This window comes from Duganella sp. sic0402 (assembly GCF_019219065.1).
In the GTDB taxonomy this organism is placed as follows: domain Bacteria; phylum Pseudomonadota; class Gammaproteobacteria; order Burkholderiales; family Burkholderiaceae_D; genus Rugamonas.
Map to the genome: position 1 here is coordinate 85,862 of NZ_JAHUWK010000014.1, position 25,513 is coordinate 111,374.

At 64.0% G+C, this 25,513-nt stretch carries 19 protein-coding genes; 10 read left to right on the forward strand and 9 right to left on the reverse strand.

What is annotated here, in order from left to right; genetic code table 11:
• Positions 1-12 precede the first annotated feature (12 nt).
• On the forward strand, positions 13-1,377 hold the full coding sequence (locus KW842_RS24895; RefSeq protein WP_218306806.1) for an L-cystine transporter: 1,365 nt from the start codon (positions 13-15) through the stop codon (positions 1,375-1,377).
• A gap of 27 nt (positions 1,378-1,404) precedes the next feature.
• On the opposite strand, the gene KW842_RS24900 is transcribed toward KW842_RS24895, so the two are convergent.
• From KW842_RS24900 to KW842_RS24915, 4 genes are all read right to left on the reverse strand, one after another.
• Positions 1,405-2,826, reverse strand: a complete 1,422-nt coding sequence (locus KW842_RS24900) for an OmpP1/FadL family transporter (protein WP_218306807.1) — start codon at positions 2,824-2,826, stop codon at positions 1,405-1,407.
• 149 nt (positions 2,827-2,975) lie between these two features.
• Positions 2,976-6,212: an efflux RND transporter permease subunit gene (locus KW842_RS24905; protein ID WP_218306808.1), complete on the reverse strand. Its 3,237-nt coding sequence runs from the start codon at positions 6,210-6,212 to the stop codon at positions 2,976-2,978.
• A gap of 13 nt (positions 6,213-6,225) precedes the next feature.
• A complete protein-coding gene (locus tag KW842_RS24910; protein WP_218306809.1) occupies positions 6,226-7,401 on the reverse strand; it encodes an efflux RND transporter periplasmic adaptor subunit in 1,176 nt (391 codons plus the stop codon).
• A 208-nt stretch (positions 7,402-7,609) separates the two neighbouring features.
• Positions 7,610-8,044: a divergent PAP2 family protein gene (locus KW842_RS24915; RefSeq protein WP_218306810.1), complete on the reverse strand. Its 435-nt coding sequence runs from the start codon at positions 8,042-8,044 to the stop codon at positions 7,610-7,612.
• Between the two features lie 108 nt (positions 8,045-8,152).
• Between KW842_RS24915 and KW842_RS24920 the strand changes: the two genes are divergently transcribed.
• Together KW842_RS24920 and KW842_RS24925 are read left to right on the forward strand one after the other, a co-directional pair.
• The gene (locus tag KW842_RS24920) at positions 8,153-9,211 is read left to right on the forward strand and encodes a DUF475 domain-containing protein (protein WP_218306811.1); all 1,059 of its coding nucleotides are present in this window, start codon (positions 8,153-8,155) and stop codon (positions 9,209-9,211) included.
• 13 nt (positions 9,212-9,224) lie between these two features.
• A complete protein-coding gene (locus KW842_RS24925; protein WP_218306812.1) occupies positions 9,225-9,596 on the forward strand; it encodes a hypothetical protein in 372 nt (123 codons plus the stop codon).
• Positions 9,597-9,624: 28 nt separating this feature from the next.
• On the opposite strand, the gene KW842_RS24930 is transcribed toward KW842_RS24925, so the two are convergent.
• Positions 9,625-11,895, reverse strand: a complete 2,271-nt coding sequence (locus KW842_RS24930; RefSeq protein WP_218306813.1) for a hypothetical protein — start codon at positions 11,893-11,895, stop codon at positions 9,625-9,627.
• Positions 11,896-11,989: 94 nt separating this feature from the next.
• Entirely contained in the window at positions 11,990-12,979 is a 990-nt protein-coding gene (locus KW842_RS24935) for a serine/threonine protein kinase (RefSeq protein WP_373925235.1), read from the reverse strand.
• A 56-nt stretch (positions 12,980-13,035) separates the two neighbouring features.
• On the opposite strand from KW842_RS24935, the gene KW842_RS24940 reads away from it, so the two are divergent.
• The 4 genes from KW842_RS24940 (at position 13,036) to KW842_RS24955 (ending at position 17,787) form a co-directional block, all read left to right on the forward strand.
• Positions 13,036-13,728, forward strand: coding sequence for a UPF0149 family protein (locus tag KW842_RS24940; protein ID WP_218306815.1), 693 nt, complete (start codon positions 13,036-13,038; stop codon positions 13,726-13,728).
• 71 nt (positions 13,729-13,799) lie between these two features.
• Complete coding sequence (locus tag KW842_RS24945) at positions 13,800-15,143, forward strand: Nramp family divalent metal transporter (protein ID WP_218306816.1); 1,344 nt, start codon at positions 13,800-13,802, stop codon at positions 15,141-15,143.
• Positions 15,140-16,867: a SulP family inorganic anion transporter gene (locus KW842_RS24950; RefSeq protein WP_218306817.1), complete on the forward strand. Its 1,728-nt coding sequence runs from the start codon at positions 15,140-15,142 to the stop codon at positions 16,865-16,867. Before KW842_RS24945 ends, KW842_RS24950 begins: the two co-directional genes overlap by 4 nt.
• A gap of 44 nt (positions 16,868-16,911) precedes the next feature.
• Entirely contained in the window at positions 16,912-17,787 is an 876-nt protein-coding gene (locus tag KW842_RS24955) for a cupin-like domain-containing protein (protein ID WP_218306818.1), read from the forward strand.
• Here KW842_RS24955 and KW842_RS24960 read toward each other — a convergent pair.
• The 3 genes from KW842_RS24960 to orn all read right to left on the reverse strand — a co-directional run bounded on the left by KW842_RS24960 (position 17,771) and on the right by orn (position 20,319).
• The gene (locus tag KW842_RS24960) at positions 17,771-18,637 is read right to left on the reverse strand and encodes an alpha/beta hydrolase (protein ID WP_218306819.1); all 867 of its coding nucleotides are present in this window, start codon (positions 18,635-18,637) and stop codon (positions 17,771-17,773) included. The two genes, KW842_RS24955 and KW842_RS24960, sit on opposite strands and share 17 nt — an antisense overlap.
• A 111-nt stretch (positions 18,638-18,748) precedes the next feature.
• On the reverse strand, positions 18,749-19,732 hold the full coding sequence (locus KW842_RS24965; RefSeq protein ID WP_218306820.1) for a DUF1176 domain-containing protein: 984 nt from the start codon (positions 19,730-19,732) through the stop codon (positions 18,749-18,751).
• Positions 19,732-20,319 carry an oligoribonuclease gene (orn, locus tag KW842_RS24970; RefSeq protein WP_218306821.1) on the reverse strand — a complete coding sequence of 196 codons (588 nt, stop codon included), beginning with the start codon at positions 20,317-20,319 and terminating at the stop codon, positions 19,732-19,734. The genes KW842_RS24965 and orn overlap by 1 nt, the downstream gene beginning before the upstream one ends.
• Before the next feature lie 56 nt (positions 20,320-20,375).
• On the opposite strand from orn, the gene KW842_RS24975 reads away from it, so the two are divergent.
• From KW842_RS24975 to KW842_RS24985, 3 genes are read left to right on the forward strand one after another with little or no spacing between them, the layout of a single operon-like run.
• Positions 20,376-21,647, forward strand: a complete 1,272-nt coding sequence (locus KW842_RS24975) for a M48 family metallopeptidase (RefSeq protein WP_218306822.1) — start codon at positions 20,376-20,378, stop codon at positions 21,645-21,647.
• The gene (rsgA, locus tag KW842_RS24980) at positions 21,644-22,558 is read left to right on the forward strand and encodes a ribosome small subunit-dependent GTPase A (protein ID WP_218306823.1); all 915 of its coding nucleotides are present in this window, start codon (positions 21,644-21,646) and stop codon (positions 22,556-22,558) included. Before KW842_RS24975 ends, rsgA begins: the two co-directional genes overlap by 4 nt.
• 52 nt (positions 22,559-22,610) lie before the next feature.
• Positions 22,611-25,469, forward strand: coding sequence for an ATP-binding protein (locus KW842_RS24985; RefSeq protein WP_218306824.1), 2,859 nt, complete (start codon positions 22,611-22,613; stop codon positions 25,467-25,469).
• Positions 25,470-25,513: the final 44 nt, after the last annotated feature.

Below are 25,513 nucleotides of genomic sequence, written 5' to 3' on the forward strand. Positions count from 1 at the left end.
AAGGGCAAGCAAATGGCGATAAACGTGATCCTCAATCTGCTGGTGGCGGTGGCGCTGCTGGGGCTGCTGTATGCGCAGCAACGCAAACATGCGTCGTTTTCGGTGCGTGTCTTCACCGGCATGGGGCTGGGCGTGGTGCTTGGCGCGGCGTTGCAGGCGATCTATGGCGCTGGCGCGGCCGAGATCAAAACCACTGGCGAGTACCTGGACATCGTCGGCACCGGCTACGTCAAGCTGTTGCAGATGATCGTGATGCCGCTGATTATGGTGTCGATCATCTCCGCCATCCTCAAGCTCAAAGGTATCAACTCGCTCGGTAAAATCAGTGCGCTAACGATCGGAACGCTGATGGTGACCACGCTGATTGCAGCTGGCATCGGCATCCTGATGTCCAAGGTCTTCAGCCTGAGCGCGGTCGGCCTGACCGCTTCGGCAGCCGATATCGCGCGCGGCGTCTACCTGCAAGGCAAGGTCGAATCGGCGCAAGCCATCTCGCTGCCGAGCATGCTGCTGAGCTTCATCCCGGCCAATCCCTTCCTCGACATGACGGGCGGCCGCAAGACCTCCACCATTGCGGTGGTGATCTTCTCGGTATTTATTGGCGTGGCCGCGACCGGCATCCATGACAAGAAGCCGGACATCTTCGCTTCTTTTGAGCGCTTCATCCAGGTCGCACATGCGATCGTGATGCGCATCGTCACGCTGGTGCTGCGGCTGACGCCGTATGGCGTGTTCGCGCTGATGGCGCAGGTCGTGTCGAGCTCCAGCTACACCGACATCCTGCACCTGATCGATTTCGTACTGGCCTCGTACAGCGCGCTATTCCTGATGTTCCTGGTACACCTGCTGATCGTCACCGGGCTGGGCCTGAATCCGCTGCGCTGGACCAAGAAAATCCTGCCGGTGCTGACCTTCGCCTTCACCTCGCGCAGCAGCGCGGGCGCGATTCCGATGAGCGTGCAAACGCAGACGGAGCGCCTGGGCACCTCGGAAGGCATCGCCAACTTTGCCGCCTCGTTTGGCGCCACTATCGGCCAGAACGGCTGCGCCGGCATCTACCCGGCAATGCTGGCGGTAATGATTGCGCCGACGGTGGGCATCGATCCGTTCACCATCAGCTTCATCGCACCGCTGCTGGCCATCATCACCATCGGTTCGGTGGGCGTGGCTGGCGTCGGCGGCGGCGCCACCTTCGCCGCGCTGATCGTGCTGTCGTCGATGAACCTGCCAGTCGCGCTGGCCGGCCTGCTGATCTCCATCGAACCACTGATCGACATGGGCCGCACCGCGCTCAACGTCAGCGGCTCCATCACCGCCGGCGCCGTCACCAGCCGTGTACTCGGCGAAACCGACCAGGCGGTCTTCAACAGCGACTAAAATCCGGGGAACTGCCCCCGGAGGGGATTAGAACTTGTAGTTGTAAGACAGGCCGATCAGCGACAGGTGGGTCTGGTAGACGCCACGGGTGGTTTCGCCGTTGCCGGTGCAGGTCGTGGCCAGCGGGTTGCACTGGTTGGTGTAGTTGATGCGCGCGTCTTTGAAGTCCAGGAAGCTGTACGCCAGGTCGATCGACGAACGCGGGCTCAGTTTCCAGTTGGCGCCGATCGAATACTGCATGCGGTCGCTATCTGGCAGCGCCGGGTGGGTCAGCTCGGCGTTTTTCACCGGCGATTCGTCGTAGGCGATGCCGCCGCGCAGGGTCAGATTATCGCTGTAGGCATAGTTGCCGCCCAGCGAAACGCGGACCGTGTTTTTCCACTGCTGGCGTATCACTTCGGCGCCTTCGGTGGTGCCTGGGAATTCGATGTCCAGATTGCCCATGCGGTTGTTGCGGGTGAAGGTCACGTCCGCCATGCCCGCCCATTTCGAATTGAATTGGTGGAACACGTTGGCCGACAGCGTCTCCGGCGTGCGCAAGGCCACCAGCGCGGCCGAATTCACCTTGTGCGAAGCGGCTGCCAGCACCTGGTTGACGATCGGGTCGCTGGTCACTTGCGAGAAGTCCCACACCGTGCTGCCGCGCAGCTTGTGCGAGATCGACGAGCGATAGGCCAGGCCGAAGCGGGTGTTTTCATCCAGCGTGAACATATAGCCCAGGTTGAAGCCCCAGCCCCAGTCCTTGCCGTCGTTGGAACCGTGCGCATCGCCGGCGGTACGCAGCAGTGCAGGATTGCCGCCCAGTGCGGCGATCTGGCGGATCAGCGCCGCACCCTGTGCCGCGCCGGCGCCGCTCGACAGCGCAGCAATCGAACCCGGCACGTCCACCGCCTGGCCCAGCTCGGCCTTCATGAATTCGGCATCGATGCCGAAGCCGAAGGCATGGTGTTCATTCAGCTTCCACGATACCGAAGGATTCAGGTTGATCGCTTCCAGCTTGATGTTGGACAGCGCATAGCGGCCGTTCCAGTTGTTACCATAGTCCAGCTTGGCGCCGTAAGGCACGTACAGGCCGAAGCCGACCGCCCATTGGTCGTTCAGCTTTTTGCTGACGTAGATCGACGGCGCGGTCACCGCGTCCGGCGCATAGTCCTTGGCAGGCGTGCCGCCGGTCGGCGCGCCGGTGAAGTGGGTCGAGCCGGTGTCAGTGTAGGTCGAGTGCGGCACAACCACGGTGGCGCCGACGCTGAGCTGGGTGCCGTCCAGGCGCGACAGGCCGGCCGGATTGTAGAAGATGGTCGACGCGTCAATCGCTTCGGCGCCATTGGCGTCCGCCGTGCCTTGGCCGGCCACGCTTTGCGAACCGAAACGGTAGCCGGACGCATGCGCGCCTACGGAGAAGGCGCTCAGAGCGGCGGCAATGATCAGAGGGAGGTATTTGGGCTGCATAGAGTCTCGCTTTATGAATGGTTTTATGGTTCCCGTAGCCAAAGGGTACGGGAAGGCTAGCAGCTTACTACACAAATAAAACATCCATTTAGAGCAGAAATACTAAAAAAGGGCCCGCAGGCCCTTTTTTTAACTAAGAAGATATATTTTTAAGCAATTTTCCGCTCTTCTTCGACCGGCTGCTCAGGCTGTGGCTTGGGACTGCGGCCAGTCAGCTTGTACACGCCCTTCATGAAGCTGCGGAACAGGAAGCGTATCAGCAGCAGCGTCAGCACTGCCTCCAGCAGCGTCACCACGCCGGCAACCACCAGCGGCCAGCGTGCCGCGCGACGGCTGAACTTGGCGCCCATGCGGTCCTTGCTGATTTCGATGCTGTCGTAGAAGGTTGGCACCATCAGCAGCGTCAGCAAGGTGGAAGTGATCGTGCCACCGATAATGGCGATCGCCATCGGACGGTAGAACTCGCCGCCCTCGCCCAGGCCTATCGCCACCGGCAACATGCCGGCGATCAGCGCGAAGGTGGTCATCAGGATAGGACGCAGACGCATGCGGCCGGCGTACATCAGCGAGTCCTCGCGGCTGAAGCCCTCTTCCTGGCGCTTGCGCGCCGCGTCCAGCAGCAGAATCGCGTTCTTCGCCACCAGGCCCATCAGCATGATGACGCCAATCAAGCTCATCAGGTTGATGGTACTGTTGGTGGCCAGCAGGCCCAGCACCACGCCGATCAGCGACAGCGGCAGCGACAGCATCACGCCGATCGGCGCGGTGAACGAGCCGAACTGCATCACCAGGATCAGATACATCAGGCCGACGCCAGCCACCAGGGCGATGCCCATGGCGCCAAACACTTCCTGCATGTCCTTGCCGGCGCCGCCCAGCGCCAGACCATAGCCCGGCGGGAAGTCGATGTCTTTCACCAGCTTCATCGCGTCGGAGGTCACTTCGCCCGGCGAACGGCCCTCCACGTTGGCGCTGACCGAAATCACCCGCTTGCCATCCTTGTGCTTGATGGTCGATGGGCCTTTGCCCATGGTCACGCTGGCGATCTGATCCAGCGGCACCATCTGGTTGGTGCCGGCTACGGCAATCGGCAGGCGCTCGATGTTCTCGGCGCTGGTACGGTCTTCCGGCGCCAGGCGCACCGCCACGTCGCGCGACTCGCCGGTCGGGTCCACCCAGTCGCCCACTTCGATACCGGCGAAGGCCACACGCAGCGCGCTGGCCGCGTCGCCGGCGGCAATGCCCATCGAATTGGCCAGGCCACGGTTCAGCACGATTTGCAGCTCGTCTTTCGGGTCCATCTCCGACAGGCCGACGTCCACCGCGCCCGGCACTTTGCGCAGGCGGTCCATGAAGGCGTTGGTGATTTCCATCAGCTTGCGCGAATCGGTACCGGTGAACTCAATCTGCACCGGCTTGCGGGCGCCGTTGCTCAGGTCATCCAGCACCGTATACTCGGCGCCGACCAGGCCGGCCAGTTTCTGGCGCAACTCCTTGGCGATGTCCACCACGCCGCGATTACGCTCGGTCTTCTTGCCGACGTCCACATAAATGCGGCCGCCGCTCAGGTTGACGTAGCTATTGGTATCCTTGGTTTCCTTCAGCGTACGGGCAATCACCGCCGCGTTTTCCAGCTTGCGGCGCGAATATTCCAGCGAGCTCGACGACGGCGTGCGCACGTCAATCGCAATCGTGCCCCAGTCCGACGCCGGCACGAAGCTGGCGCCGCCGAACTGTGCCTGCAGATAGATCGCGCCGACAAAGGTGGCCATCGCGATCACGCCCATCGAACGGCGGTGATGCAGCGCCCATTCGATCACCCGGCCATAGCGGTCGGCCTGATGGTCGAACCAGACATTGAATTTGGCGAAATACTTCTCGATACCACGGCGCGGTGCGTCATGGTGATCCGGCGGGTCGCCCCAGAAGGCCGACAGCATCGGGTCCAGCGTGAAGGAGATGATCAGCGACACCGCCACCGAGCAGGTCACGGTCAGCGCGAACGGACGGAACCATTCGCCGGTGATGCCCGGCATGAAGGCCACCGGAATGAACACCGCCATGATCGAGAAGGTGGTGGCGGCCACCGCCATGCCGATCTCGGCCGTGCCCTTCAGCGCGGCGGTGCGGCGGTCGGCGCCCAGCTGCATATGGCGTACGATGTTTTCCCGCACCACGATGGCGTCGTCGATCAGCACGCCGATCGCCAGCGACAGGCCGAGCAGCGTCATGAAGTTCAGCGTAAAGCCGCACAGCCAGACGCCGATGAAGGCCGCCAGCACCGAGGTCGGCAGCGACAGCGCGGTAATCAGCGTCGAGCGCCACGAGTTCAGGAAGGCGTACACCACGAAGATGGTCAGGCCGGCGCCGAACACCAGCGCATGGATCACATTGTCCAGGCTGGACTCGGCGTTTTCGCCATCATCCTGGGTGATTTCCAGCTTGGTGCCGGCTGGCATTTCCTTCTGCATTTCCTCGGCCATGGTCTTGATTTTCTTGGCCACGGTCACGGTCGATGCATCGCGCGAGCGGGTCACCGAGATACCGACGTTGGGTTTGCCGGAACGCACGCTCAAGCTATTGGTTTCGGCAAAGCCGTCGACAATGGTAGCCACCTGCGCCAGGCGTACCAGGTCGTCGCCATTGCGTTTGACCACCACTTTCTGGAACTCTTCCGGACGCTCGATGCGGCCGACCAGGCGGATACTTTTCTCGTCCAGCTCGCCGCGCACCTTGCCGACCGGCGCGTTGGTATTCTGGTTGCGCAGCGCGTTGACCACGTCGTTGACGGAAACGTTGTACTCGCGCAGCTTCTCAGCTTTCAGCAGCACGCTCAGCTCACGCCGCAGCGAACCGTCGATGTTGACCGAGGCCACGCCATCGATGCTGCGGAAGCGGTCGGCCAGCTTGTCCTCGGCCATGCGCGAAATTTCCGCATGGCTTTGCGAGCTGGACGACAAGGCCATCTGCATCACCGGCTGCGCCGACGGGTCTATCCTCTGCAGGATGGGCTCGCGCATCTCGATAGGCAGCTTGTAGCGCACTGCCGCAATCGCGTTGCGGATCTCGTCCGACGCCTCGATCAAGTTCTTGGTAAAGGTGAACTTGATGAAGATGCTGGCCGAGCCTTCCGACGCAGTACTGTTAATCTCGGTCACGCCGGTAATCGAATTCAACGATTTTTCCAGGCGATTGACGATTTCGCGCTCGACCGTCTCCGGCGAGGCACCCGGATACGGAATCGCCACCACGATGAACGGCACTTCCACATCCGGGTTCTGGTTGACGCGCAATTTGCTCAGCGCCATCAAGCCCAGGCACATCATCGCGACGATCAGCACGATCGTCGCAACGGGCCGCTTAACACTAAAATCCGATAAGAACATGGCTTTTATCCTTTTATTTGCCCGACGTTTTTTCGGTCGAAGCCGATGCCACCGCAGCTGCTTTCGGCGCGGTCAGTTCCACTTTCTGCCCATCCTTGAAGCCGGAGGTCGGTACGCGCACCACCATGTCGCCGGATTGCAGGCCAGTCAGCACCTGCCAGCGGCCACTGCGCTCGTCGCGGGTGCCGATGGTCAGCGGCACCTTGGCCAGCGTGCCGTTCTTGACGCGCCAGACATAGTTGTTGTCGCCTGCCTGCACCAGCGCCGACGGCGGTATCATCAGCGAAGACGAGGACTGCGCCTCGACCCGGCCTTCGGCGTACAAGCCGGCCACGCCCGGACGGGCGGCTTCGGCGAACTCCACCAGCACTTCCACCTGGCGGGTAATCGCGTTGGCGGCCGGATCGACGCGCTTGACCTTGCCGTTGAATGGCTTGTCGCCATAGCCATTGACGCGGAACAGCACCGGCTGGCCAACCTTGACCACGCCGATCTTGTCGGCCGACACCGTGCCCTCGAAGCGCATGCTGCTCGGGTCGATCACTTTAATCAGTTCCTTGCCCACCTGGGCCGTATCGCCATTCGACACCTTGCGCTCGCTGACGATGCCGTCAAACGGCGCGCGCACCAAGGTGCGGGTCAGCTGCTGGCGCGCCGACACCGAGCGGGACTTGGCGGCCGCCAGATCGCTCTGGGCGTTGTTGCGGCGCACCTCGGCGTCTTCCAGCGCAGTGGTGGACACCATGCCGGACGCCAGCAGGGTTTTCTGGCGCTCGTACATGCGCTGCGCCTGGGCCAGCGACTGCTCGGCGGCGCGGGTGGCTTCGTCAGCCGAAGTCAGGCTGTCGCGGATCGAGGTTTCGTCCAGGCGCAGCAGCACATCGCCCTTTTTGACGGCTTCGCCGTTTTCCTTGAGGACCTGAAGCACGATGGCGCCGACTTCGGCGCGCAGGTCGGCGCGGCGTTCCGGCTGGATCGAGCCGGTGATGACCGGGCCGGACGCCAGCGCATCCGACTGGATGGTCAGCGTGTCTTCAGGCGACATCAGCAATGTCACCTTTTTCTCGTCTTTCGCTGCGGCGGCTGAGGCCGAAGCGCTAGCTCCGGCTTTCTCAGGCTCCTTGGCTGATTTGCCACATGCAACCAGGGCAGAGGCAATGGCGAGAGCTAGAAAGGTTTTGCGCAACATAAAGTTCTCCGAGAAAGTGGCACGTTGAGTGCTTTTAGAATGAGCCAGACTACAGGGCGCAGAGTATCCGCGAGCGCCCTCCTGTGGTCAATCACAGTGCGACGGACGGTAGAATTTGTGGCTGAAATGCCAAATACGGGGATGAACGGTAAAGCCGGGAGGGAGAAACTGGCGGGAGCGGACGTCCCGCCGGACAGTGGGCGGACAGTTAGCCGCGGCCGAAAATGGCGTGGATGATGTGGGCAATCGCAATGCCGGTGCACAGGCCGCCGGCGATTTCCACCAGGGTATGGCCCATGCGCTCGCGCAGCCAGGTATGCGCTATACCTTGCCCACCGTCTTGCTTGGCCAGGCGATTGATCGCCGCCGCCTGCTTGCCAACGTGCTGGCGCAGACTATTTGCATCAATGATAACAATGAAGCACAGCGTCACCGCCACCCCAAACGCCGGATGGCCTATGCCCTCGCGCAGCGCGATCAGCGTCGCCATGCTGGACACCACGGCACTGTGATTGCTCGGAAAGCCGCCGTTACCGACCAGATTGAACGCCCATTTGCGTGCCTTGACGCTATTAATCAGAAACTTGATCGGCCCCACCGTGATCCAGGTAATCAGCGGCGTGACGAGGTAAGCGATGTCCATCGTTATGTCCTTAACATTTTTGTGGCGACATTATCGCAGATGGCTCCCCAGCGACGGAAGCAAGTAATATAAAATTCAGCCATTGCACACATTTCAACAAAGACAACCATGCAACACTTCAGAATCTCGTATGCCGTCACCTTCATTCTGCTGGCCCTGGGGGGCTGGTGGGGCTACAACCACGGCGGCATGGCCGGATTGGCGCAGGCGCTGTGGATCACCGCCGTGCTCGGCATCATGGAAGTCTCGCTATCGTTCGACAACGCCGTGGTCAACGCCTCGGTGCTGAAACACTGGAACGAGTTCTGGCGCAAGCTATTCCTGACGGTTGGCATCCTGGTGGCGGTATTCGGCATGCGGCTGGTGTTCCCGCTGCTCATCGTGGCGATGGCCACCGGCCTCGGCCTGGTGGACGTGTGGCATATGGCACTCAACAACCCGCAGGAATACTCGCGCTACCTGACCGGCGCGCACGCCGAGGTGGCGGCGTTCGGCGGCGCCTTCCTGCTGCTGGTATTCCTCAACTTCCTGTTCGACGACCAGAAGGAACTGCACTGGCTGGGCTGGATCGAGGAGAAAATGGGCAAGCTGGGCAGCGAAAGCCTGGCCGTGCTGCTGACCCTGGCGGCGATCTTCGGCTGCGTGTCGCTGGTCGGCGCCGATGAGCAATACAAAGTGCTGGTGGCGGGCGTGGTTGGCGTCATCGTCTACCTGGCGGTGGGCTGGATCAGCAGCCTGCTGGAAGAAAAGCAGCCGGAGGATGACGAGGACACCACCGAAGCCGGCGTCGGCCCGATCGTCGCCACCGTCGCCAAAGGCAGTTTTGGCGGCTTCCTGTACCTGGAAGTGCTGGATGCCTCATTCAGCTTCGACGGCGTAATCGGCGCGTTCGCCATCACCACCGACGTGGTCATCATCATGCTGGGCCTGGCCATCGGCGCGATGTTCGTGCGTTCGCTGACGGTATTCCTGGTGCACAAGGGCACGCTGGACGAATACGTCTACCTGGAGCACGGCGCCCATTATGCAATCGGCATCCTGGCGCTGATCATGCTGGCCAGTGTCAAATACCATATTCCCGAGTGGTTTACCGGGCTGTCCGGGGTCGCGTTCATTGCCGTATCGCTGTGGTCGTCGGTGCGCTACAAACGCCACAACAACGCGTGATAAGATAGCCGCCATGACGACCTCCAAACGCGTAATCCTCTACTCCTTCGGCCTGCTGATCGCCGCCCTGCTGCTGATGGCCGCCTACACCTGGGCCATGCTGCACATCTCCTACTCGGATGGCGAGCGGGCCGGCTACCTGCAGAAATTCTCCACCCGTGGCTGGATCTGCAAAACCTGGGAAGGCGAAATCCTGCTGACCTCGATGCCGGGCGCGATCCCTGAAAAGTTCGAATTCAGTGTCCGCGACCCGCAAGTGGCCAAGGAACTGACGGCGGCCACCGGCAAGCGCGTGGTCCTCAGCTACGCCCAGCACCGCGGCGTCCCAAGCCAATGCTTCGGCGAAACCGAATACTACGTCACCAAAGTCACCTTGCAACAATAATCCAGGGTTTTTACTGTTTTTACTGGTTTTAGCGGGCGCGCCAGACAGCTTTGGTGGTTTCGGCCGGGGCAGACTGGCGGGCAGCTTCTTTGCGGGCGCGGGCGTCGTCCAGCGTGGCGACGTTGCCGTCGGCCGCCAGCGCTTCTTCAGCGGCGATCTTGGCTTGCACCGAGGCCAGCACTTTTTGCGCTGCGCCCAGGCGGCGGGTTTCCAGTTCCAGCAGTTTTTGCTTGGCGGCGGTCATCGCGGCGGTGGTCTCGGCGACTTTGCGCTGCATCGCGGCGTGCGCCTGGGCGGTTTCCAGCAGCGATTTCTGGGCGGCAGCCTTGTCGGCCAGCGCCTGCTCGGCAGCCTGCTCTTCTTCGGCGCGCTGGCGGGCGCTGCTGGCCACGGTTTTTTCCGCTTCCAGGCGGCCGGCGATGGCTTGCGATGCACGCACTTCGGAGGCGGTGGCGATGCGCTGCTGGGTCAGTTTCTGGTCGATCAGCGCCAGCGATTTGCGCTCGGTCTCGATGAATTCACGTTCCGCCGCCAGCAGTTCTTCCGCCCTGGCGGCTTTTTCCTGCTCGACGCGGGCGCGTTCGGCATGCACAGCACCCAGCTCGACCGCCAGGCTGGCCTGCGCCGCCAGTGCCTGGGCGGCGATGGCTTTTTGTTCGGCTTCGGCCGACACTTGCTCGGCCATCACGCGCGCCGCTTCGGCTTCGCGGCTGGCGGCGTCGGCCAGGCGCTGTTCGGCTTCCTGCTGCTGACGCAGTGCTTCGCTTTGCGCGCGCTCGGCTTCCACGCGCTGACGCGCCGCTTCGGTGGCGCGCTGTTCGGCATCCAGTTTTTCTTTCAGCGAAACGATGGCCAGTTGCTCGGCCTCCGCACGGTCCTGCTCGGCTTGCAGCAGCGCGCTGGCGCGCTCGGCGCGTTCGACGGCAAACGCGTTGGCTGCCTGCTGCGCCTGCACCTGTTGTTCCATGGTGGCGATTTCGGCCTGTTCGGCGGCGTTCTGGCTGGCCGCCAGTTCGGTCGCAGCACGCGACAGCGACTCGCGCTCCTGCGCCAGACCAGCGGCACGTTGCTGTTCCAGGCTGTCGGCGTGCGCTGCTTCGGCGGCGGCTTGGTCAGCTGCCTGGCGCAGCTTGGATTGTTCCAGCGCTTCGGCTTCCGCTTCCACTTTGGCCAGGGTCACCATTTCGGCTTCTTCTTCAGCGTGCACGCGCGCCAGCGAGACGGCGCGCAGCTGGTTGTCGACTTCGATGCGCGCTTCGGTCGCGGCAATGATGCGGGCGTCGGCTTCGCGGCGCGCCTGCGCACTGGCGGCAGCCACGGCTTCCATGCGCTCGCGGTGGATGGCGGCATCGCGGATTTCTTTTTCGGTTTGCAAACGCAGGCGCAGCGATTGCGCGGCGCTGTGTTCGGATTCTGCCTTGGCCTGGGCGATTTGCTCGCGCTCCTGCTCCAGGTGGGCCAGCGCGCGGGCTTCTTCCAGCGCGCGCACCTCGGCGGCCGAACGTTTGAAAGCGGCTTCCAGCGCCACTTTGTCGGCACGCTCACGCTGCTTGGTCAGTTCCAGCGCTTCGGCTTCGGCTTCGGCCAGCTGTTGTGCGGTCAGACGGGCGCCGGCGGCGTGGCGTTCACGTTCGCGCGCCAGCGTGGCGACGCGGGCGTCGGCCGAGGCGATGCCGACTACTTCTTCTTTGGCAGCCTGCACGGCGGCGACGCGCTCGGCAGCTTGCAGACGGGCTTGTTCGGTTTGCGCCTGCAGCTCGGCGGCGGCGCGCGAGGCTTGCTCGGTCAGTTCCGCTTCGGTGGCGATCTGTTCGTGGGCGCGTTTACGGTTTTCTTCTTCGGCCTTGGTGCGCTCTTCAGCAGCTTTGCGGATCTGGTTGTCGGACTCGGCACGGGCGCGCAGCCCGGCGGTTTCCAGCTTCACGGCATCCAGGCGGGCCACGCTGGCCTGGGCTGCGGCACGCAGCGATTCCAGCCGTTCTTTATTAGCGACGATCGCCTCTTCCGACGCCTGCGCATTCTGCAGCGCAACGGCCGCAGCAGCGGCATCGGTGGCGGCGCGGTCCTCGGCCAGCGCACGGGCGCGGGCTTCGGCGTGGGCGCGGCTCTCGGCGGCACAAGCAGCCTTGGCTTCGGCTTCGACCCTTGCGATGGCTTCCTGGATGGCTTTCATTTCCATCGCGGCGCGTGGCATCTGGGCTGGCGCGGCAGCGTCGGCTTCACGCACGGTTGCCATCGGCAATGGCAGCAGGGCGACGTCGTCGTTGGCGCGTTCTTGTTTGACCAGTTGTGCTTGCATGAGAGTCTCGCTGAGAGGTTTTCCGAGTACTCATTATCATGTAGCCATCAAGCAAGCCTAGCGGCAAGCAGAAGCGGAAACACCCGCTATTTCTTCAGACTGGCAGCGGCGCCTCGTCCATCAGGGCGACCTGCTCGCGCAGCTCCAGGATGCGGTCCTGCCAGTAGCGCTGGGTGTTAAACCACGGAAAAGCCGCCGGGAAGGCCGGATCGTCCCAGCGCCGCGCCAGCCAGGCTGAATAATGGATCAGCCGCAGCGTGCGCAGCGCTTCCACCAGGTGCATCTGACGCGGATTGAACGCGCAGAAGTCCTCGTAGCCGGCCAGGATATCGCCCATCTGGCGCACCTGCTCGGAACGCTCGCCGGACAACATCATCCACAAATCCTGGATGGCTGGCCCCATGCGCGCATCGTCGAAGTCGACGAAGTGCGGACCGGCGTCAGTCCATAAAACGTTGCCGCCGTGGCAATCCCCGTGCAGGCGCAGCTGCGGCAGCTCCCCGGCGCGGTCGTAACAGCGGCGCACGCCGTCCAGCGCCTGCTGGGCGATGGCGGCGTACGAGGCTTTCAGGTCCATCGGGATGAAGTCATTCGCCTGCAGGAATTCGCATGGTTCGGTGCCGAAGGTGTCGATGTCCAGCGCCGGCCGGTGCGCGAACGGCTTGACGCCGCCCACCGCGTGGATGCGGCCGATAAAGCGGCCGGTCCACTCCAGCACCGCCGGATCGCCCAGTTCTGGCGCGCGGCCGCCGTGGCGGGTGAACACCGCGAAGCGGAAGCCCTGGTACTGATGCAACGTGGCGCCGTTCAGCATCAGCGCCGGCACCACCGGAATCTCCGCTGCGACCAGCTCCTGGGTGAACGCATGTTCTTCAAGAACGGCCTGATCGCTCCAGCGGCCCGGCCGGTAGAACTTGACCACCAGCGGATTGTCGTCTTCAATGCCGACCTGGTAGACCCGGTTTTCATAGCTATTCAGCGCCAGCAGGCGGCCATCGCCGCGCAGTCCGATGCTGTCGAGGGCGTCGAGCACGCAGTCGGGGCTCAACGCGGAATAAGGATGTGATGCAGTCATAAGCGCCATTGTACGGGGCGCGGCGTGTATACTGTCACCCTTACCCCAAATAAAAAGAGCAAAATATGCAACTCGACCAGCCACTGAGCGAAAAAGAATTCGACGAACTGGACAGCTTCCTGCTGTCCGAACGCAGCCCTGAAGACGCCATGACCATGGACATGCTGCACGGCTACCTGACCGCCATCGCCATCGGCCCGGAAACCGTCATGCCAGCCGAATGGCTGAAAAAAGTCTGGGGCAAGGAAGATACCGACGTGCCGCAGTTCAAGCACGAGAAGGAAGAGCAGCGCATCATCGAACTGATCATGCGCTTCATGAACGAAGTGCTGGTCACGTTTGAAGTGGCGCCGAAGGAATTCGAGCCGCTGTTCGTCGAGCACGAGCACGAAGGCCAGACCCTGATCGACGCCGAAGCCTGGTGCTGGGGCTTCTGGGAAGGCATGGAGCTGCGTCCAGGCTCGTGGGACGCGATCTGGGATTCGGAAGTGGGCGATCTGATGCGTCCTATCTACCTGCTCGGCGCCGACGAGATCGAGGAAGAGGAACTGCCGCTGGTTGAAGATCCGGTCAAGGCGCACAAGCTGGCGCAGGAACTGGAAGCCAATCTGCCGAATATCTACAAATTCTGGCTGCCACGCCGCAAAGCCGCCGTCGAGACGGTCAAGCGCGACGAGCCGAAAGTCGGCCGCAACGACGATTGCCCTTGCGGCAGCGGCAAAAAGTTCAAGAAATGCTGCGGCGCCGACGCAGTGTGACATTGACAAAATGACAGAGGCGCTTGTCTCTCTTTCTACAGTAGAATTTAGGCATTCAGTTCAGGATGCCTATGTTCGCCCTCCCCTTCAAGCTGCCTTTTAAGCTCCCTACTACGGCCACCGCGCCGTTCTGTCCGTCCGAAGTGGCCGGCACCGTCACGGTGCCGGAGGGCGGGCCTTTCTGGAAAAAAATCCTGCGCTTTGCCGGCCCCGGCCTGCTGGTGTCGGTCGGCTATATGGACCCCGGCAACTGGGCCACGGCCATCCAGGGCGGCTCGCAGTTCGGCTACCAGCTGCTGTTCGTGGTGGTGCTGTCCAGCCTGGCGGCCATCGTACTGCAATGCCTGAGCATGCGGCTCGGCATCGTCACCGGCAAGGACCTGGCCGTGCATTGCCGCGAGCAATATCCGCCGGCGGTCGGCAAGACCTTGTGGGGCTTCGCCGAGATTTCCATCATCGCCTGCGACCTGGCCGAAGTGCTGGGCTGCGCGCTGGCGTTCAAGCTGCTGCTGGGCGTGTCGCTGCCGACCGGCGTGGCGCTGACCGCGCTCGATACGCTGATCGTGCTGGGCCTGAAAGGCAAAGGTTTCCGCCAGGTCGAGGCGATTGTGCTGGGGCTGATCCTGACGGTGGCCATCTGCCTGTTCACCGAGCTGATTTTCGTCAAGCCAGACTGGCAGGCGGTGGCGGCGGGCCTGGTGCCGTCGCTCAGCGCGCTGTCGTCGCGCGAGCCGCTCTACCTGGCGATCGGCATCCTCGGCGCGACCGTGATGCCGCACAATCTCTACCTGCACTCTTCCGTAGTGCAAACGCGGGTGGTCAGCCAGACCGAAAGTGCCAAGCGCGAAGCCATCGGCCTGTCGCGCATCGACACCATCGTCTCGCTGCTGCTGGCGCTGCTGATTAACGGCGCCATCCTGGTGCTGGCCGCTGCCGCGTTCCACCAGCCGGGCAAGCCGGCGGTACTGGATATCGACGAAGCCTATCTGCTGCTGGAACCGGTGGCTGGCACCGCGCTGGCCGCCATCCTGTTCGGGCTGGCGCTGCTGGCGTCCGGGCAAAGCTCGACCTTCACCGGCACCATCGCCGGCCAGGTGATCATGGAAGGCTTCCTGAAGATGAAGATCCCGTGCTGGCAGCGGCGCGCCCTCACCCGTGGGCTGGCGCTGATACCGGCCATGATCGGCGTACTGGTGCTGGGTGAGCATTCGGTCGGCAAACTGCTGGTGCTGAGCCAGGTGGTGCTGAGCATGCAACTGCCGTTCGCCATGTACCCGCTGGTCAGCCTGACCTCGCAACAGCGCATCATGGGCAACTTCGCCAACGCCTGGTGGACGGTGGCGCTGGCCTGGTTCCTGTTTGCGGTCATTTCCGCCGCCAACGTGTGGCTGGTGGTGCAGGCGTTCTCGGAATGAACCCGGCCGCGCCAGCCGGCACGCTGTCCGAGAATATCGGCGCGGGCCTGCTGTCCTCGGTCATCATGCTGTGCTACGCGCTCAGCTACGCGGCGCTGATCTTCAGCGGCGACCTGGCCGCCTATCTGCATTCCGGCGTGCTGGTGACACTGATGTGCTGCGTGGTGGTGGCGCCGGTGATTGCACTGAGCAGTTCGATCCGTTTCACCATCGGCGGGCCGGACGGCAATTCCGCCGCCATCCTGGCCGGCATGGCCAGCGGCATCGCCGCCGATCTGGCCTATACCAGCGGCCAGGGCGTGCTGGTCACGCTGCTGGCGGCGCTGGCCCTGAGTTCGCTGCTGAGCGGCGTGCTGCTGTACCTGCTGGGTGCCACCAAAGGCAGTGCGCTCATCCAGTTCCTGCCTTACCCGGTGATGGGCGGCTACCTGGCCGGCACCGGCTATCTGCTGCTGTCCGGCTCCTTCCGCGTGCTGACCGGCGAGCGCCTGCAATGGTCGCAGTTGCGCCACCTGCTCGACCTGCCATGGCTGGCGTGGCTGCCGGCGCTGGTAGTGTGCGGTGTGCTGATGGCCGGCGCGCGCCGCATCAAACGCTTGACGCTGGTGGTCCCGCTCGGCATCGGCGCCGGCCTGCTGGTGTTTTTCGCCGGCCTGACTTTTACTGGCGTGACGCCGCAGCAGGCGCGCCAGGCCGGCCTGCTGTTCGAGAGCGTGCCACTATCTGCGCTACAGCTGCCGGTGCTGCTGCCGCCCGAACAAATCCATTGGCGCGTGATCGTCGCCCACCTGCCCGAATTTTTCGTGGTGGCGGCGGTGTCGGCACTGACCATTTTGCTGAACGCCACCGGCGCCGGCCTGGCCTGCCGCCAGGACCCCGACCTGGATCAGGAAATGCGCGCAGCCGGCGTCGCCAACCTGCTGAGCGGCGCGCTGGGCGGCATCGTCGGCTACCAGTCGCTGAGCCGCACGCTGCTCAATCACCGCGCTGGTGGCGTCAGCCGCATCAGCGGGCTGGCTGCCGCCGCTGGCTGTCTGATCGTGGTGCTGGCCTTCCCCGGCCTGATCGGCTGGATGCCCAAGTCGGTGCTGGTCGGCCTGCAACTCTACCTTGGCATCGGCCTGTTGCAGGAATGGCTGCTGCGCTCCTACCGCCGGCTGGGCCGCGCCGAATACCTGCTGATCCCGCTGATCGTGGTGGTGATTGCCGTGCATGGCGTGGTCGCTGGCGTCGGGCTGGGCATGGTCGCCGCCTGCATGCTGTTCGTCATCAAGTACGGGCGCATCAGCGCCATCCGCAGCGAGTTCGATGGCCGCAGCTTCAGTTCCAATGTCGAGCGCGCGATGGCAGACAGCGCCGCGCTGCGCCAGCATGGCGGCCAGGTGATCGGCGCCAGCCTGCACCGCTTTCTGTTCTTTGCCACCGCCAACGCCATCCTGCAACGGGTACGCGCGCGGCTGGCCGAGGCTGAGAGGCCACGCTATGTGCTGCTCGACTTCCGCCGCATCGATGGACTGGACGCCTCCACCTCGGTCAGCTTCCTCAAGCTGCGGCAGATGTGCGAAGCAGCCGGCGTGACGCTGGTGCGCAGCCTGTCGCTGGCGGCGCTGCACCACATGGAGGCCGAAGATGGCGACACCGCGCAGCAGTTCCACCGCTTCGTGGTCAAGGTGCTGGCGGCGCGCCTGGCGCTGGCCAACGACGCGGTGCGCGCCGCGCACTAAGGCGGCCCGCTGGCGTAAAATAGACGCCCCATCAAGGAAAGTCCATGTCGAAAGAAGCATCGAACCGCCTGCCGCCGCGCCGCATACTCACGCTGGAAGAAGCAGCGGCCAAAAAACAGGCGCTGGAGCAGCGCGACGCCGAGATACGCGGCGTCAGCTCGATCCACGCCATGCGCGAAGCAATCAGGCAAGCCTCGCGCACGCTGCCGGTCATGGCCGAAGTGCCGCGCGTGAAGCTGCGCGACGCCGCCGCCTTCCGCGAGCGCGCCATGCAAGGCTTGCCGTTTCTGGTGGACTGCGTGGTGGGCCGCTGGCCATTGGCACAGCAAACGCCGGCCATCCTGCGCGAGCGCTATGCGCAGCTGCACGTACGCGCACGCGTCGGCGACTACATCGGCACCGCATTCGCAGCCGACCGCGCCATGCAGGATATGACGATGCTGGAATACCTGGATCTGGCCGACGCCGCCGAAGGCTTGCCGCCCTATCTGGGCAACCTGGAGCTGCGCGAGTTGAACAGCATGTGCCACTGGCCGACCTGGTTCGAGAAAATGGGGCCGCCGCGTTTCTGGATCGGTCCGGCGCGCACCATGACGCCGCTGCATTGCGACTACGACGACAATATCTTCGCGCAGATCTGGGGCAACAAGCGAATTTTCCTGTCTCCGCCGCATCACGACGAATACCTCTATCCGCGCGAGGCGAATCCCATCCTGTTTGGCTCACCGTTCAATCCGGAGGCGCCGGACTACGGCGCTTACCCGTTGGCGCACCAGGCACAGATGATCGAGGTGCTGGTGCAGCCGGGCGACATGCTGTATGTGCCGGCCGGCTGGTATCACCAGGTGCACGCACTGACGTTCTCGCTATCGTCCAACCGCTGGGCGCGCGGCGTACCTTACGTTATGCGCCAGGTGTAAGCACGAAGGCGGCGACATCATCCAGCGTGGGCGCCAGCCAGCGCAGCGGCGCGGCGACCGACGCCACCAGCGTGGTGTGGCTGACGCGGTCGTAGTAAAGCTCCCGTACCGGCACCTGCTGCGCGCGCAGCAAAGCCGCCAGCTGGCCGGTATTGCGCTCCGGCGCCACCAGCTTGTCCCTGCGCGCGGCGATCAGCAAGGCGGGCGGCGTCGCGCGGCTGACGTGGTGCACCGGCTGCGAGTCGCGTGGCGTGTTTGGGAAGTGGAATACCGGCTTGGTGGTGGGATTTTCAATCGGCAGGAAATCGTAGGGGCCAGCCAGGCCGATCCAGCCGCGCAGTTCGGACGGCGCCATGCCCTGCTCTTTCAGCCAGCGCGCATCCAGCGCCAGCATCGCGGCGTTATAGGCGCCGGCGCTGTGCCCCATCACAAACAGCCGCTGCGGATCGCCGCCGTAGCGCGCGGCTTCCCGTCTGGCCCACGCCACGGCCTGTGCTGCGTCGCGCAGGAAGTCGGGATAACTCACTTCCGGATGGAGCCGATAGTCGGCAATCACCGTGACAATGCCGCGCGCCGCCAAGGCGCGGCCGACAAAGGCGTAGTCGCCACGCGCGCCGTTCACCCAGTTGCCGCCGTAGAAGAACACCACCACTGGCGCGGCGCTGCGTGCGCCCTGTGGACGGTAGATATCCAGCTTGCGGCGCGGACCTTCGCCATAGGCCACGCCGTCAACGCATTCGGTGTCGCCGGCGGGTGACAGCGCGTTCAATGTCGTCAGCGGGGAGCAGGCGGCCAGCGCCAGCAATAACAAGGGCAGGCTGACGGCCAGCAGGAGACAGGAGCGGGACATGGCAATCCAGAGTAAAGTGGCGATGCGCCACTTTAGCGCCGCCATGCGAGACGCGCCGTGCGGCAGCCCACCATGGGCGCGGGCCGCAGCGGTATGCGGGATCGGCGCTGCTTACTTTGCCTGTTGCGCGATCCAGCTGCGCAGCATGAAGCCGCCGCCAGGCATGCCCCGGCACAGCGGGCCGTTGGACGATTCCAGCAGCTTGAAGCCGTCGGCGGTCCACAGCCAGCTGTCAAAGCCGCCGCAGTCGCCCAGGCCCCGGCCTTTGGCGTAGGAACTCAATATGCCGTTCTCGAAATAGGCTTCGACCGCCGCATCCTCTTCCTTGCCGTCGGCGCCCGGCAGCATCAAACGCACTGCCGCATACGGCGGCTTGTCGTCAACGCGCCAGACGCCATACGCACCCTGATAGGCGCCCAGCCAGCACTGTCGCACCACCAGCAGCTGCGTGGCGGAGATGCGGTAGACGTCGCCGTAAGCGCCTTCGCTGGCGATGGCCTCGCAGTCGGCGTCCTTGAGCACGTCCAGAATGGCCGGCAGCAGCGCCTTGTCGCTGTCACGCTGCGGCGGTAGCGGCAAGGCGCGCAGCACCGGCGCAGGCAAGGCCGCCGGCACCGCGCTGGCAGGCTTGACGCCCGCACGCGCCAGCGCCGTCACCGTGCCGACGCGGCCCTGTACATCATCCATCTTCAGCAGCGCGGCGTTCAAACCGGCCAGCGACAAGGTCCATGCACGCTTGCCGTCGCTGACCTGCGCAGTGTCGGCCTTCTTTAAGGCCGGCAGCAGGCGCGCCATCTGCTGCGCTGTCAGCTCCTGCTTGATGGCTTTGATCTGCACCTCGCCAACGCGGATGCTGAGCGGCGCCTCGCTATCGTCTTCGCTATAGGCCATCAGCTTGCCGAGTACCGGCGCGTTGCCGCCTGCGTCACGGCCCAGCCACAGCGTAACCGGCGCGCCCTGCTCCATGTCCTGGTAGCCGACCGCCTCGCAGTGGCGCGTGTTGTCGCAGGCGACTGCCCAGTCCTTGTGCACGAACTCGCCGGCCTGTGCGCCCGCAAACAGCAAGGCGCCCAGCGCCAGCAATGCGCGCCTCATCACAGCTTGATGAAGTGTTCGCGGTAGTACTTCAGTTCTTCGATCGATTCCAGGATGTCGGCCAGCGCGGTGTGCTTCTGCGCTTTCTTGAAGCCGCTGACCATTTCCGGTTTCCAGCGCTTGCCCAGTTCCTTCAGCGTCGATACGTCCACATTACGATAGTGGAAGAAGGCTTCCAGCTTCGGCATGTAGCGCACCATGAAGCGGCGGTCCTGGCCGATGGTGTTGCCGCACATCGGCGCTTTGCCCTTCGGCACCCACAGCTTCAGGAACTTGATCAGTTCTTCCTCGGCATAGGCTTCGGTGATGGTCGAGGCCTTGACGCGCTCGGTCAGGCCCGAGCGGCCGTGCGTGCCGGTATTCCATGCGTCCATCTTGCCCAGGGTTTCGTCCGACTGGTGAATCGCGAACACCGGCGCTTCGGCCAGCACGTTCAGGTGCATATCGGTGACCACGATGGCCACTTCGATAATACGGTCGGTGTCCGGTTCCAGGCCGGTCATTTCCATATCCACCCACACCAGGTTGAATTCGTTCGGGCGTGGCGCGGCAGCGGCGCCTTCTGGCAAATCAGTAGCTTGTGACATAATTCTCTTTTCTTGGCTAAATTAATCCGAATCTGCCATTTTCTCACAGGCACAGAATGTATTCACTCGCGTTTTCGATTTTGTTCGTATCTTTCATCATTTTGACGCTGCTGGTGCGTTTCTGGCTCGCTTCGCGCCAGCTGCGCCATGTGCTGGCGCACCGCAACGCCGTGCCGGCGGAATTTGCGGAAAAGATACCGTTGGCTGCCCACCAGAAGGCCGCCGACTACACGGTCGCGCGCACCAAGTACGGCATGCTGACGCTGATGGTGAATACCCTGGTGCTGCTCGGCTTCACGCTGCTGGGCGGGCTGCAATGGCTGTCGGTGCAGATTTTCCAGCTGACCGGCCCCGGCATGGTGTACCAGTTGGCGCTGCTGGCGGCGTTCGCGCTGATTTCCGGCGTCATCGACCTGCCTTTCGATTATTACAAGCAGTTCAAGCTGGAACAACGTTTTGGTTTTAACAAGATGAGCAAGGGCCTGTTCTTTGCCGATATGTTCAAGGGCGTGCTGCTGGGCGCAGCCATCGGCCTGCCGCTGGCGTGGCTGGTGCTGACGCTGATGAACCAGAGCGGCGACCTGTGGTGGCTGTACACCTGGGTGGTCTGGAGCGGCTTCCAGCTGCTGATGATGGTGCTGTTCCCGACCGTGATCGCGCCGCTGTTCAACAAATTCACGCCGCTGGAAGACCAGTCGCTGAAAGCCCGCATCGAGGGCCTGATGCAGCGCGTCGGCTTCGCCTCCAGCGGCCTGTTCGTCATGGACGGCTCCAGGCGCAGCGCGCATGGCAATGCCTATTTCTCCGGCTTTGGCGCCAACAAGCGCATCGTGTTCTTCGATACGCTGCTGGCGCGCCTGCAACCGCAGGAAATCGAAGCGGTGCTGGCGCACGAACTGGGCCACTTCAAGCTGAAGCACATCATCAAGCGCATCGCCATGCTGTTCGTGATCTCGCTCGGTTTCCTGGCGCTGCTCGGCTACCTGAAGACCCAGCCGTGGTTCTACGACGGCCTGGGCGTCAACCCGCTGCTGCTGCCGGGCCAGGACAACGACGCCATGGCGCTGCTGCTGTTCATGCTGGTGCTGCCGGTGTTCACCTTCCTGTTCAATCCACTGACCTCGATCGGCTCGCGCAAGCACGAATTCGAGGCGGACGCTTTCGCCGCCCGCCACACCGACGCGCGCGATCTGGTATCGGCGCTGGTCAAGATGTATGAAGACAACGCTTCGACGCTGACGCCGGACCCGCTGCACTCGGCCTTCTATGACTCGCATCCGCCTGCCAGCGTACGCATCCGTCAACTGAACCTGGCGGCGGCACAATGAGCAAGCAGCAAGCCGAACAGCGCACCGCCGTCATCATCGCCGCCCACGGCCGCCACTACCTGGCAGAGGCGGATGGCCAGAAGCTGCAATGCGTCACCCGCGGCAAAAAGACCAATGTGGCGGTGGGCGACATCGTCCACATCACCATGACCTCGCCCGACCAGGGCGTGATCGACAAGATCGCCGAGCGCAAGACGCTGCTGTACCGCTCGGACCAGTACAAGTCCAAGCTGCTGGCGGCCAACCTGACGCAGCTGTTCATCGTGGTCGCGACCGAACCTGGCTTCACCGACGACCTGGTGTCGCGCGCGCTGGTGGCGGCCGAGGCGGCCGGCATCAAGGCGCACCTGATCCTGAATAAAACCGACGTGGCCGACGCGCTGCCGCGCACCCGCGAACGCGTGGCGCCGTATGCCGCGCTGGGCTACCCGGTGCACGAGGTGTCGGCCACTGCCAGGCCGGACGAAGCCATCGCCACGCTGCAACCGCTGCTGGCCGGCCAGTCGTCGATCCTGATCGGCCAGTCCGGCATGGGCAAGTCCTCGCTGATCAACCTGCTGGTGCCGGAAGCCGATATCGCCGTGCGCGAGATTTCGGCAGCGCTCGACACCGGCAAGCACACCACCACCTTCACCCGGCTGTACACCCTGCCGGACCTGGGTCCGGACTCGGCGATCATCGATTCGCCGGGCTTCCAGGAATTTGGCCTCTACCATCTGAGCGAGGGCATGCTGGAGCGTGCTTTTGTAGAATTTGAGCCGTATCTCGGTCATTGCAAGTTCTACAACTGCCGGCACCTGATCGAACCGCAATGCGCGGTGCTGGCCGCCGTTGCGGAAGGCAAGATCGCCAAAATGCGTCACACGCTGTACGGCCAGCTGTTGCATGAGTCCTCACAGACCCTGTATTAAAACAAAGATTTTGTGTCTATAATGCCTTGGGGCAAGTACCTGGGGAATGCCGATGGACCTGTTTGCGCTGGACGACGCAGTAGCCGATTGGGAGGCCGCCCTGTCCTCCCTGCGTGGCGCTGCGCGTTTGCCGGCGCTCTTGCCGCTGGCCTGGCATCTGCGCCAGCGCGACACCCCGCGCGCACTGCGCCTGGCCGCCGAAGCGCAGGCGCTGATCCCCTCCGCCGCCCTGCCCAGCGATGACGCCGATGCGCTGAACGCACGGCTGCAGCTGATCCACGCCGAGGCCGCCTGGCTGTCCGGCCAACTGGCTGTCGCCGACGCGCAGGCGCAGCAAGCCGCCGACTGCTTTACCCGCTTGCAGCTTCATCTCGGCATCGCTGACGCCCACTGGCTGCGCGCCTGGGTGGCCATCGACAGTGGGGATCACGAACGTTCCGAAGCCGCGCTGGAACAGATGTCGGCCGCCGCCCGCAGCGCCGGCGACTTGCGACGCTGTGCCATCGCCGATGCGGTCAACGCCCGCTGGAGCGTGCTGCGCGACCTGCCAAGCACCCAGCAACGCTGGGCCGGCCGCTTCAGCCAAGACGACGAACATCTGCCCACCGTGGCCAGCTGGATTTACGACTATTACGGCCTGGCCGCCAGCCAGTCCAGCGACTTCGGCGCCGCCGCCGCGCACTATCTGCGCTGCTACGAGGCGGCGCAGGACAGCGGCCAGCTGCGCATGGCGATCACCGCCGCCATCAACATCGGCCTGAATTTCACCATTCTCAACGACCACCATGCGGCGCTGGAATGGCTGGAGAGCGCGCTCGACCTGGCCCGCCCGACAGGCTGGCCGCGCAGCATCGGCGCCTGCCTGATGCACACCGCCGACACCATGCGCCGCCTGGGCCGGCTCGACGCTGCCGGCGAGCTGCTGCGCGAAGCGGTGCAGATACTGGCGCCGCTGTCGGCCGCGCGGCCATACGCGATCGCGCTGCACTACCTGGGCGACCTGGCGCTGGACCAGGGCGACTACCCGGCCGCGCTGGACACTTTCCGCCAGCTGGAGGCGCGCGCCCACGCGCTGCACCACGCCGACTTCCTCAGTATCTCGCGGCGCGGCCAGGCGCACGCGCTGTGCTTCCTCGACCGGCCGCAGGAAGCGCAAGCGGCCGCCGCGCGCGCCGCCGAGCTGGCGCGCGAACAGGCCAACAACTACAACCAGGTGGCGGCGCTGCGGGTGATGTCGCTGATCCACATGCGCCATAAGCTGCCGGCGCCGGCCGGCATGACCGAGCCGAACGCCACGCTGCACTTCCTGCATCAGGCGCTGCTGGTGGCCGGGCATATCAACGGCTACACGCTGCCGGCCGACCTGCACGAAACGCTGGCGCGCGAATACGCGCAGATCGGCGACTACCAGCAGGCTTACGCCTCGGCGCAGCTGGCGGCCGCCGCGCGCGCCAAAACGCATAGCCAGGATGCCACCAACCGCGCGGTCGCCATGCAGGTGCGCCACCAGACCGAGAACGCGCGCGCCGAAGGCTTCCATCACCGCGAGCTGGCGGCCGCCGAAGCGCGCCGCGTGCAGCTGCTACAGCAGACCAGCGCCATGCTGGAACGCCTGTCGGCGATCGGCCAGGAAATCACCACCCACCTCGACGCCGGCGCCGTGTTCAAGGCGCTGGACCGCCATGTGCAGGCGCTGCTGCCGGCCGACACGCTGGCGGTGTATATGTGCGATCCGGGCTGCGACACCATCAGCCGCGTGTTCGGCATGGAGAACGGCCGGCCGCTGTCCGGCAATACCATCCAGATCGACAATCCGCGTGCCAACGCCGCGCGCAGCCTGCGCGAGCGCGCCGAGATTTATATCGCCGAAGCCGGTCCGGACGATATCTTCCTGGCGCCCGGTACCCAGCTGATGGCCAGCGCGCTGTACGTGCCGCTGCTGGTCGGCGAACGGGTGCTGGGCGTGATGACGGTGCAGTCGATCGAGATCGACGCCTACGGCGAGCGCGAACGGCTGATCTTCCGCACGCTGTGCGCCTATGGCGCGATCGCGCTGGACAACGCCGAAGCCTATCGCCAGCTGAAGGATGCGCAGACCCAGCTGGTGTCGCAGGAAAAGCTGGCGGCACTGGGCGCGCTGATGGCCGGCGTGGCGCATGAGCTGAATACGCCGATCGGCAACAGCCTGCTGATCGCCAGCACGCTGTCGCAAAAGACCGAGGAAATGGAAGCGCAGATCAACGGCGCCGGTCTGAAACGCTCGGCGCTGCTGGCCTATCTGGACGATGCGCGCAAGGCGCACGAGCTGGTGATGCGCGGGCTGACCAGCGCCGCCAACCTGGTCAACAGCTTCAAGCAGGTGGCGGTCGACCGCACCACCGAGCAGCGGCGCGAATTCAATCTGGCGCAGGTGTCGCAGGAAGTGATCGCCACCATGATGAACCGCATCCGTGCCGCCAGCCACCGGATCGAAGTCGAGGTGCCGGAGACGATCATGCTGGACAGCTATCCCGGCCCCTATGGCCAGGTGATCGCCAATTTCATCAACAACGCGCTGCTGCACGCCTTTGGCGGCAAAGATGGCAACAGTGGCAACAATGGCAGCAGTGGCGGCAGCATGTGGCTGCGCGCCCACGCACCGGTGGACGGGCGCGTGCAGCTGAGTTTCCGCGACAACGGCAGCGGCATCGCGCCCGAGCACATGTCGCGCATCTTCGATCCTTTCTTCACCACCAAGCTCGGACAGGGCGGCAGCGGGCTGGGACTGTCGATTAGCTACAACATTGTCACTTCGCTCATGGGCGGCCAGATTTCCGTACACAGCGCGCGCGATGGCACCACGTTTACACTGGATCTGCCGCTGACCGCGCCGGAGCAGCAGCAATCGGCTACTACCCAGATCTATCACTGAGCCGCACAGGATAATCTGCGGTAATTAGCCCTCCCCGCCGAATT

Coding starts and splice junctions, on each gene's coding strand:
- rsgA (WP_218306823.1), top strand. CDS start 21,644: ATGAGCAAGCAGCAAGCCGAACAGCGCACCGCCGTCATCATCGCCGCC.
- KW842_RS24895 (WP_218306806.1), top strand. CDS start 13: ATGGCGATAAACGTGATCCTCAATCTGCTGGTGGCGGTGGCGCTGCTG.
- KW842_RS24920 (WP_218306811.1), top strand. CDS start 8,153: ATGCAACACTTCAGAATCTCGTATGCCGTCACCTTCATTCTGCTGGCC.
- KW842_RS24985 (WP_218306824.1), top strand. CDS start 22,611: ATGGACCTGTTTGCGCTGGACGACGCAGTAGCCGATTGGGAGGCCGCC.
- KW842_RS24935 (WP_373925235.1), bottom strand. CDS start 12,979: ATGGCGCTTATGACTGCATCACATCCTTATTCCGCGTTGAGCCCCGAC.
- KW842_RS24925 (WP_218306812.1), top strand. CDS start 9,225: ATGACGACCTCCAAACGCGTAATCCTCTACTCCTTCGGCCTGCTGATC.
- KW842_RS24910 (WP_218306809.1), bottom strand. CDS start 7,401: ATGTTGCGCAAAACCTTTCTAGCTCTCGCCATTGCCTCTGCCCTGGTT.
- KW842_RS24945 (WP_218306816.1), top strand. CDS start 13,800: ATGTTCGCCCTCCCCTTCAAGCTGCCTTTTAAGCTCCCTACTACGGCC.
- KW842_RS24900 (WP_218306807.1), bottom strand. CDS start 2,826: ATGCAGCCCAAATACCTCCCTCTGATCATTGCCGCCGCTCTGAGCGCC.
- KW842_RS24950 (WP_218306817.1), top strand. CDS start 15,140: ATGAACCCGGCCGCGCCAGCCGGCACGCTGTCCGAGAATATCGGCGCG.
- KW842_RS24975 (WP_218306822.1), top strand. CDS start 20,376: ATGTATTCACTCGCGTTTTCGATTTTGTTCGTATCTTTCATCATTTTG.
- KW842_RS24905 (WP_218306808.1), bottom strand. CDS start 6,212: ATGTTCTTATCGGATTTTAGTGTTAAGCGGCCCGTTGCGACGATCGTG.
- KW842_RS24940 (WP_218306815.1), top strand. CDS start 13,036: ATGCAACTCGACCAGCCACTGAGCGAAAAAGAATTCGACGAACTGGAC.
- KW842_RS24955 (WP_218306818.1), top strand. CDS start 16,912: ATGTCGAAAGAAGCATCGAACCGCCTGCCGCCGCGCCGCATACTCACG.
- KW842_RS24960 (WP_218306819.1), bottom strand. CDS start 18,637: ATGTCCCGCTCCTGTCTCCTGCTGGCCGTCAGCCTGCCCTTGTTATTG.
- orn (WP_218306821.1), bottom strand. CDS start 20,319: ATGTCACAAGCTACTGATTTGCCAGAAGGCGCCGCTGCCGCGCCACGC.
- KW842_RS24915 (WP_218306810.1), bottom strand. CDS start 8,044: ATGGACATCGCTTACCTCGTCACGCCGCTGATTACCTGGATCACGGTG.
- KW842_RS24930 (WP_218306813.1), bottom strand. CDS start 11,895: ATGCAAGCACAACTGGTCAAACAAGAACGCGCCAACGACGACGTCGCC.
- KW842_RS24965 (WP_218306820.1), bottom strand. CDS start 19,732: ATGAGGCGCGCATTGCTGGCGCTGGGCGCCTTGCTGTTTGCGGGCGCA.